This window comes from Azospirillum doebereinerae (assembly GCF_003989665.1).
GTDB classification, from domain to species: Bacteria; Pseudomonadota; Alphaproteobacteria; order Azospirillales; family Azospirillaceae; genus Azospirillum; species Azospirillum doebereinerae.
Genome location: NZ_RZIJ01000043.1, coordinates 21,165 through 28,264 on the forward strand (window position 1 = coordinate 21,165; position 7,100 = coordinate 28,264).

Genomic DNA, 7,100 nt, shown 5'->3' on the forward strand with positions numbered 1-7,100 from the left:
CCCCAAAACCGGGACGGACGCGGCGCCCGGTGTCGATCAGCCGCGAACCAGCGGCTTGTACTTGATGCGGTGCGGCTGGTCGGCGTCCGCGCCCAGGCGGCGCTTCTTGTCCGCCTCGTAGTCCTGGAAGTTGCCTTCGAACCATTCGACGTGGCTGTCGCCCTCGAAGGCCAGGATGTGGGTGGCGATGCGGTCGAGGAACCAGCGATCGTGGCTGATGACCACGGCGCAGCCGGCGAAGCTCTCCAGCGCGTCTTCCAGGGCGCGCAGCGTGTCGACGTCGAGATCGTTGGTCGGTTCGTCGAGCAGCAGGACGTTCGCGCCGGACTTCAGCATCTTGGCGAGGTGGACGCGGTTGCGCTCACCGCCCGACAACTGGCCGACCTTCTTCTGCTGGTCCGGCCCCCGGAAGTTGAAGCTGGAGACGTAGGCGCGGCTCGGCATGGTCTTCTTGCCCAGCTCGACCAGATCCAGCCCGTCGGAGATCTCCTCCCAGACGTTCTTCTTCGGGTTCAGCGAATCGCGGCTCTGGTCGACGTAGCCCAGCTTCACCGTGTCGCCGACGCGGAAGGTGCCGGCGTCCGGCCCGTCCTGCCCGGTGATCATGCGGAACAGCGTGGTCTTGCCGGCGCCGTTCGGGCCGATCACGCCGACGATGCCGCCCGGCGGCAGCCGGAAGGACAACCCGTCGATCAGCAGGCGTTCGCCGAAGCCCTTGGCGATGTTCTCGGCCTCGATGACCACGTTGCCCAGGCGCGGCGGCACCGGGATGACGATCTTGGTCTCGCCGGCCGTCTCCTTGCCGCTCTCCGCCAGCATGGTCTCGTAGGCGGAGATGCGGGCCTTGCTCTTGGCCTGACGGGCGCGCGGGGACTGGCGGATCCATTCCAGCTCGGTGGCGAGCTGCTTCTGGCGCGATTCCTCCTGGCGGCCTTCCTGCTCCAGGCGCTTCTGCTTCTGCTCCAGCCAGGACGAGTAGTTGCCCTCGTAGGGGATTCCCGATCCACGGTCGAGTTCGAGAATCCAGCCGGTCACGTTGTCCAGGAAGTAGCGGTCGTGGGTGACCAGGACGACGGTGCCCTTGTAATCCTCAAGGTGCTTCTGGAGCCACGCCACGGACTCGGCGTCCAGATGGTTGGTCGGCTCGTCGAGCAGCAGCAGGTCGGGCTTTTCCAGCAGCAGCTTGCACAGCGCCACGCGGCGCTTCTCGCCGCCCGACAGCTTCTCGACGCTGGACTCGCCCGGGGGGCAGCGCAGCGCGTCCATGGCGATCTCGACCGTGCGGTCCAGATCCCAGGCGTCGGCGTGGTCGATCTTCTCCTGAAGATCGGCCTGCTCGGTCAGCAGCGCGTCGAAATCGGCGTCGGGGTCGGCCATCATGTTCGACACTTCGTTGAAGCGGTCGATCAGGGCCTTGGTGTCGGCCAGAGCCTCCAGGACGTTTTCCTGAACGTTCTTGGTCGGGTCGAGTTGGGGTTCCTGCGGCAGGTAGCCGACCTTGGCGCCTTCGGCGGCCCAGGCCTCGCCGGAGTAGTCCTTGTCGATTCCGGCCATGATCTTGAGCAGCGTCGATTTACCGGCGCCGTTGACGCCGAGGACGCCGATCTTCACGCCCGGCAGGAACGAGAGCCAAACGCTGTCGAGGGTCTTCTTGCCGCCAGGATAGACCTTGGTCAGGTCCTTCATGACGTAAACATACTGATAGGACGCCATGCGCCGCTCCGACCTTCTGCACCGGGTAAGAAAATAAAGCGCCGCCGAACGGCGCCACTTCGCTAGCATCAGGTTTTAGCGCATAAGGGCGCCCGACGAAACCATGTTGAACCTGGGGAAAGGTGGGGGACAGCCGGTGGTCGAAATCTACGTGGACGCCGACGCCTGCCCGGTGAAGGCCGAAATCTACAAGGTCGCCGGCCGCACCGGCTGCAAGGTGTGGATCGTCGCCAACAGCCCGCTGCGGCTGCCCACCGACTGCGTGTCGGAGCTGGTGGTGGTCAGCGACGGCTTCGACGCCGCCGACGACTGGATCGCCGAGCGGGCCGGGGCGACCGACGTCGTGGTGACCGCCGACATCCAGCTGGCCGACCGCTGCGTGAAGCACAACGCCGTGGTGATCGGCCCGACCGGACGGCCCTTCACCCCCGACAGCATCGGTTCGGCGCTGGCGACCCGCGCGTTGATGCAGGATCTGCGCGACATGGGCGTGGTCGGCGGCGGCAACGCCCCGATGAGCCAGCAGGACAAGTCCAAGTTCCTGCAGACGCTCGACCAGGCCGTCCAGGCTCTGAAGGCCGGACGGCGGCCGAAGTTCCGGTAGGGACTGCGGTCAGACCCGCACGACCTTTCCGGGGTTCATGATGTTCTTGGGGTCGAGCGCCAGCTTGATCTCGCCCATCACCGCGTAGGCGTCGCCGGCCTCCTGCTCCAGGAAGGCCATCTTGCCGTAGCCGATGCCGTGCTCCCCGGTGCAGGTGCCGCCCATCGCCAGCGCGCGCGCCACCATCTTGTCGTTCAGGCGCTGGGCCTCGGCCATCTCCTCGGGCTTGTCGGGGTCGATGACGTAGACGAGGTGGAAGTTGCCGTCGCCGACATGGCCGACCATCGGGGCCAGCATGTTGGACTCGGCCAGATCCTTCTTGGTCTCCAGGATGCAGTCGGCCAGCCGCGAGATCGGCACGCAGACGTCGGTCGGCCAGCCCTTCGAGCCCGGCCGCAGGGCCAGCGCCGCGTAGTAGCCGTCGTGCCGCGCCTGCCACAGCTTGGAGCGGTCCTCGGCCCTGGTCGCCCAGGCGAATTCCACGCCGCCATGCTCCAACGCGATGGCCGCCGCCATCTCCGCCTGCTCCTTCACCCCGGCCTCGGTGCCGTGGAACTCGAAGAACAGGGTCGGGGCGACCGCGTAGTCCAGCTTGGAATACTTGTTCACCGCGTCCATCTGGACCTCGTCCAGCAGCTCGATGCGGGCGATGGGGATGCCGGTCTGGATGGTCTGGATGACCGTGTTCACCGCGCCGTGGATGTCGTTGAAGGCGCAGACCGCCGAGGAGACCGCCTCCGGGATGCCGTAGAGCTTCAGCGTCACCTCGGTGACGATGCCGAGCGTGCCTTCCGATCCCACGAACAGCCGGGTCAGGTCGTAGCCGGCGGCCGATTTGCGCGCCCGCCCGCCGGTCTTGATGATACGCCCGTCGGCCAGCACCACGGTCAGCCCCAGCACGTTCTCGCGCATCGTGCCGTAGCGCACCGCGTTGGTGCCGCTGGCCCGCGTCGCCGTCATGCCGCCGAGCGAGGCGTCGGCGCCGGGATCGATGGGGAAGAACAGGCCGGTGTCGCGCAGATGCTCGTTCAGCCGCTTGCGGGTGACGCCGGCCTGGACGGTGACGTCCAAATCCTCCGGGCTGACGCGCAGGATGGCGTTCATGCCCGACAGGTCGATGGTGATGCCGCCGGACACCGCCGCGATGCCGCCCTCCAGCGAGGTGCCGGTGCCGAACGGGATGATCGGCAGGTCGTGCTTGGCGCAGATCGTCACGATCGCGCTGACCTCCTCGGTGGTCTGGGCGAAGGCGACCCCGTCCGGCGGGAAGGCGGCGTGGTAGGATTCGTCCTTGCCGTGGTGGTCGCGCACCGGGCCGGAGGTGCTGAACCGCTCGCCGAGCAGGGCCGTCAGCTCGGCCCGGGCCTCCTCGGTCAGGGCCGCGCGCGGGCGGGTGGTGGCGATGGCGGTCATGGGCGTTGCTCTCCCCGGTCGGTGTTCGTTTGGATGGTTCATTCGTATGACCAAGGACGCTAGCGGGTCCGGCAAGCTCTTGGCAAGACGGGCAAAGCGCAGGGGTGGGATGCCGGCATGTCGGACGCAGGCCGCGTTGAGCCCCCTCGGCCGGACCGTTGGACAAGCCCGGTCCGCTCGTCAGCGTTGGCCGAAGCCGGTGAGGGGGAGCGGAAGAGATTTCTTGCCGAGCCAGTTTTCCCAGCAAGGCAAGAGCAAGCGATCAGATTGCACGGGACGTGAGACCGTGAATGGAACGCACGGCCGTGGGATGATCCGACCACCCCCGGTGGAGGCCAGCCACCAGATCGGTTTGCGTGACGACGCCGATCAGGCATCCGCCGTCGTCGACCACGGGCATGTGATGCAGTCCGCCATCGGACATCAGCGGGACGAGCGTCGTGACCGGCGTGCCGCCAGACACCGTGGTGAATCCCGTGCCCATCATGTCGGCGGCGCGAGCCTCGGACCGCCGGCCGAACAGCCGGTGCGGAAGGCGTCTCAAGCCCCCACGGCGATTCCCCATCGCATGCGTCAGCAGATCGGCCTGGGTGACGACGCCGACGACCTTGCGCCGGGCGCCGAGAACGGGAACGGCGCTCAACCGATGCCGATGCATCAGGTCCCAGACCCGCCCCGGCGTGGCATCCGGCGCCACGCCGATCACGTCGCGCGACATGATGTCGGCGCAGGTGACGGTCCCGAAGCGCCGCTGGTGTCCGCGCAGCTCCGCCTCCCGGAACAGGGTGTCGAGATCGTCGCGGCTGATGTCGAGGAACTCGTTGTGCTCCTTCAGCACCGCATCCAAGTCGGCGGGGGTGAAGCCCAGCCGGTCTCCGGGCGGGGGATCGGCGGTGTCGTGGAGGGCGGCATGCTCCACCCGCATCGCGTGCGGGTAACGGCGTCGGGTGGCGTTGTTGAAGATCAGCGCGATGGCCAGCAGGATCAGCGCGTTCAGCCCGACCGGCAGCAGGACGTAGCGGAACCCCTCGGCCTGGATGGCCGGCCCGCCGAGCACGGCCATCAACGCCACGGCGCCGCCCGGCGGGTGGAGGCAGCGCAAGGCCATCATCGCCGCGATCGCGCCGCACACCGCCAGCGCGGCGGCCAGCGTTAGCGGTCCGACGCCGGCAAACCCAATGCCGGACGCCCCGATCCACTGGGCGCAGGCGACGCCGACCAGCGCCGCGACCACGTTCCCCCCCAGCACCGACCAGGGCTGCGCCAGCGGGCTGGCCGGCGCCGCGAAGAGCAGCACGGCGGACGCCCCCATCGGAGCGATCAGCAGGGGCAGGTCGCCCGCCGTCCCGACCATCGACCGGCAGACGATGCCGGTCGCCAGGATGCCGAGGAACGCCCCGCCGCAGCCACGCAGCCGTTCCACCCAATCCACGCCCAGCGGGGCGGGCATGAAGCTCCGGCACCAGCGGCCGGAACGCTCTGAGAACGACGTCATGGTGGGAAGAACGTTTACTGGGACTGGCTTTTCAGGAACGCAACGAGGTCGGCGCGCTGGGTGTCGTTCTTGATGCCCGCGAAGGCCATCTTGTTGCCGGGAAGGGCGGTCTTCGGATCCTTCAGATAGCCGTCGAGCCGCTGCTCGTCCCAAGAGAAATCGCCGTCCTTGAGGGCCGGGGAATAGTTGAAGCCGGCCGCGCTTCCAACCTTGCGGCCGACGACACCGTGCAGGTTCGGTCCGACCCGGTTGGGTCCGCCCGCCTCGACGCTGTGGCAGGCCTTGCATGTGTTGAACACCTTCTGCCCAGCCTCGGCATCGCCATCGGCGGCATGGGCGGTGCCGGAGACACTCCCCATGGAAACGGCACAAGCCAGGAGAAGCACGCGCAATGAAGTCACGACGACGTTCCTTTTGAGAATGATTGGCCACCGCCTCGGGACCGCCGGATTTCGGCTTGGTTGCTGGCAGCGATGGACCTGGAGGAACTTACGGTCGTCATGACGGCCGGCAAAACGAAACTATTCGATGGATGCCATCGGCAAATCCGAAGAAGGCGCGGTTTCCGGGTCGCCCGACAGGATCCTCCGCAGCCCCGTGAGCGCGGCGTCCACCACATCGGCGTCGGCCTCCACCGGATGGACGGCGTAGATGGGCAGGTTGAACGGGTGGGCCTCGGGCAGGATTTCGGCGATACCGGCGTCCACCAGCGGTTGGACGAGACCGCGTGGGAAATGGCCGGTTCCTCCGCACTGCTTCAGGTAATCCAGCCCCAACGTTCCCACGCCGATGGACAGCGGCGTCGTCTGCGCCTCCGGGTGGCGCAGGCGGATCTTCCGCCGGAAATCGTCGCTCCAGTCGATGTGGACGTAATCCCCGCCGCCCGACTCGCCGGGGATGCGCAGCAGCACCAGTTCCTCCTCGATCAGCAGGCTCACCGTCAGCCCCGGCGTGCTGCGCGGGGAGTACATCACGCCGAGGTCGAGCGTCCCTTCGCGCAAGCCTTGCAGCAGACCGTCGGGCAGACCGACCTCGCAGCGCAGGGCGATGTCGGCGGCGTTGCGGCGCATCCAGGGGATCCAGCGGTGCAGCAGGCGGTTCCACAGCCCGGCCTCGCCGCCGATGCGCAGCAGCGCGCGGTGTCCGGGCGGCAACGCCGCCTCCTGACGGGCCTGCTCCCACAGGCGCAGGATGGCGATGGCGTGACGCTGGAAGCGGAGGCCCTCGGCGGTCAGCGTCGTCCCGCTCTTGGTCCGCAGAAAGAGCCGGCAGCCGAGTTGCTCCTCCAACTGTCGGATGCGCGTGCTGACCGTCGACTGGGTGACGTGCAGCCGCTCCGCCGCCGCGACGAAGCTTCCCGCCGCCACGACCTCAAGAAAGCTGCGGGCCGTTTCCGTGTCCATCAACCGCCCTCGATCACCGTTGCCGATTCCATATGCCGGAAGGCACACCGGAACGCCCCACGGCGTCAAGAGCAGCAACGCCGCGCCCGACGACAGTGGACCTGCGGTTTTCCACTCCTTCTCTTACCTGGACTTTGCCCGTTCAGGCTGGAAAGCAAGCGGCTTGAATGAGGCGGTTGAGCACGATGTCGGGGCATTTTGCGATCCGCTTGGCGACGGCGACACGGTTCATGTGCTGTGGCGGAACGGCCAAGGCTGGCGAGCCTCAGGTCCTTTCGGAATCGCAACAATGACCTTTGATCGCGCTTTCGACTGCGTCGCCAGCGAGCCGAGCTTCTGGATCCACCCCTGATCCACCAATCTCCAAATTGGTCAAAATCCAGCTCGGTGCCGAGTGATACCGTTTCGAAGGAACCGCGCCGCCAGCCATTTGGACGGGAAGCAGCCCCTTTGGCTGGTGTAGGGACGGCGC

General features: G+C 67.4%; 7 protein-coding genes. 2 read left to right on the forward strand and 5 right to left on the reverse strand.

Features of this window, described 5'->3' with window-relative positions; translation table 11 throughout:
• Positions 1 to 36: 36 nt before the first annotated feature.
• A complete protein-coding gene (gene ettA / locus EJ913_RS29535; RefSeq protein WP_127004726.1) occupies positions 37 to 1,713 on the reverse strand; it encodes an energy-dependent translational throttle protein EttA in 1,677 nt (558 codons plus the stop codon).
• Positions 1,714 to 1,816: 103 nt separating this feature from the next.
• Between ettA and EJ913_RS29540 the strand changes: the two genes are divergently transcribed.
• Positions 1,817 to 2,317, forward strand: a complete 501-nt coding sequence (locus tag EJ913_RS29540) for a YaiI/YqxD family protein (protein WP_127004728.1) — start codon at positions 1,817 to 1,819, stop codon at positions 2,315 to 2,317.
• Positions 2,318 to 2,326: 9 nt separating this feature from the next.
• On the opposite strand, the gene EJ913_RS29545 is transcribed toward EJ913_RS29540, so the two are convergent.
• The 4 genes from EJ913_RS29545 to EJ913_RS29560 form a co-directional block, all read right to left on the reverse strand.
• On the reverse strand, positions 2,327 to 3,730 hold the full coding sequence (locus EJ913_RS29545) for an FAD-binding oxidoreductase (RefSeq protein ID WP_127004730.1): 1,404 nt from the start codon (positions 3,728 to 3,730) through the stop codon (positions 2,327 to 2,329).
• Between the two features lie 262 nt (positions 3,731 to 3,992).
• Positions 3,993 to 5,225: an HPP family protein gene (locus tag EJ913_RS29550; RefSeq protein WP_127004732.1), complete on the reverse strand. Its 1,233-nt coding sequence runs from the start codon at positions 5,223 to 5,225 to the stop codon at positions 3,993 to 3,995.
• A gap of 14 nt (positions 5,226 to 5,239) precedes the next feature.
• Positions 5,240 to 5,626: a c-type cytochrome gene (locus tag EJ913_RS29555; protein WP_342353720.1), complete on the reverse strand. Its 387-nt coding sequence runs from the start codon at positions 5,624 to 5,626 to the stop codon at positions 5,240 to 5,242.
• Between the two features lie 120 nt (positions 5,627 to 5,746).
• Positions 5,747 to 6,628 carry a LysR family transcriptional regulator gene (locus tag EJ913_RS29560; protein ID WP_127004734.1) on the reverse strand — a complete coding sequence of 294 codons (882 nt, stop codon included), beginning with the start codon at positions 6,626 to 6,628 and terminating at the stop codon, positions 5,747 to 5,749.
• On the opposite strand from EJ913_RS29560, the gene EJ913_RS29565 reads away from it, so the two are divergent.
• Positions 6,621 to 6,980: a hypothetical protein gene (locus EJ913_RS29565; protein WP_127004736.1), complete on the forward strand. Its 360-nt coding sequence runs from the start codon at positions 6,621 to 6,623 to the stop codon at positions 6,978 to 6,980. The genes EJ913_RS29560 and EJ913_RS29565 overlap by 8 nt on opposite strands.
• Positions 6,981 to 7,100: the final 120 nt, after the last annotated feature.

What these genes read in the sequence shown, in the direction of transcription:
- EJ913_RS29560 (WP_127004734.1), bottom strand. Translation starts at nt 6,628, where the DNA reads ATGGACACGGAAACGGCCCGCAGCTTTCTTGAGGTCGTGGCGGCGGGA.
- EJ913_RS29545 (WP_127004730.1), bottom strand. Translation starts at nt 3,730, where the DNA reads ATGACCGCCATCGCCACCACCCGCCCGCGCGCGGCCCTGACCGAGGAG.
- ettA (WP_127004726.1), bottom strand. Translation starts at nt 1,713, where the DNA reads ATGGCGTCCTATCAGTATGTTTACGTCATGAAGGACCTGACCAAGGTC.
- EJ913_RS29540 (WP_127004728.1), top strand. Translation starts at nt 1,817, where the DNA reads ATGTTGAACCTGGGGAAAGGTGGGGGACAGCCGGTGGTCGAAATCTAC.
- EJ913_RS29550 (WP_127004732.1), bottom strand. Translation starts at nt 5,225, where the DNA reads ATGACGTCGTTCTCAGAGCGTTCCGGCCGCTGGTGCCGGAGCTTCATG.